The sequence below is a fragment of the Frankia sp. CcWB2 genome (assembly GCF_977927585.1).
The window spans coordinates 9862-10448 of the sequence record NZ_CDWRCM010000165.1 but is presented as its reverse complement, the minus strand read 5'-3'; the positions used below and the strand labels follow the sequence as shown (position 1 = coordinate 10448).

1 protein-coding gene is annotated in these 587 nt (G+C 67.6%); it reads left to right on the top strand.

All coding sequences use genetic code 11. From position 1 onward, the window contains the following. Nucleotides 1–14 precede the first annotated feature (14 nt). Nucleotides 15–587, top strand: a 573-nt coding sequence (locus ACY45C_RS16200) for an AAA family ATPase (RefSeq protein ID WP_462188419.1), incomplete at its 3' end; no start/stop codon positions are given.

Sequence of the window (587 nt, the reverse complement as noted above, 5' to 3'; positions counted from 1 at the left end):
GGGGGGCCAAACTCGTGGTGACCGACCCTGGTCTTCTGCACTGGCGTGACCCGGTGACCGACATCGGCCATCTCGCCGATGTCACCAACCGGGTGCGGGCCAGCATCGAGACGGTCATCGACGGCAAGTCCGAGGCGATCACGGCGGCCCTGGTCGTGCTGCTGTCCGAGGGCCATCTGCTGATCGAGGACGTCCCCGGGGTCGGCAAGACCATGCTCGCCAAGGCCCTCGCACGGTCCATCGACGCCCGGGTACGCCGCATCCAGTTCACTCCGGACCTGCTCCCCAGCGACGTCACCGGGGTCAGCGTCTACAACCAGGGCACCCGTGACTTCGAGTTCCGTCCCGGTCCGGTGTTCGCCAACATCGTCGTCGGCGACGAGATCAACCGCGCCGAGCCGAAGGCGCAGTCGGCGCTCCTCGAATGCATGGAAGAACACCAGGTCACGGTCGACGGCGTCACCTACCGGCTCGAGTCGCCCTTCATGGTGATCGCGACCCAGAACCCGGTGGAGATGGAGGGCACCCGGGCGTTGCCGGAGGCCCAGCGCGACCGTTTCACCGCCCGGATCTCGATGGGCTACCCC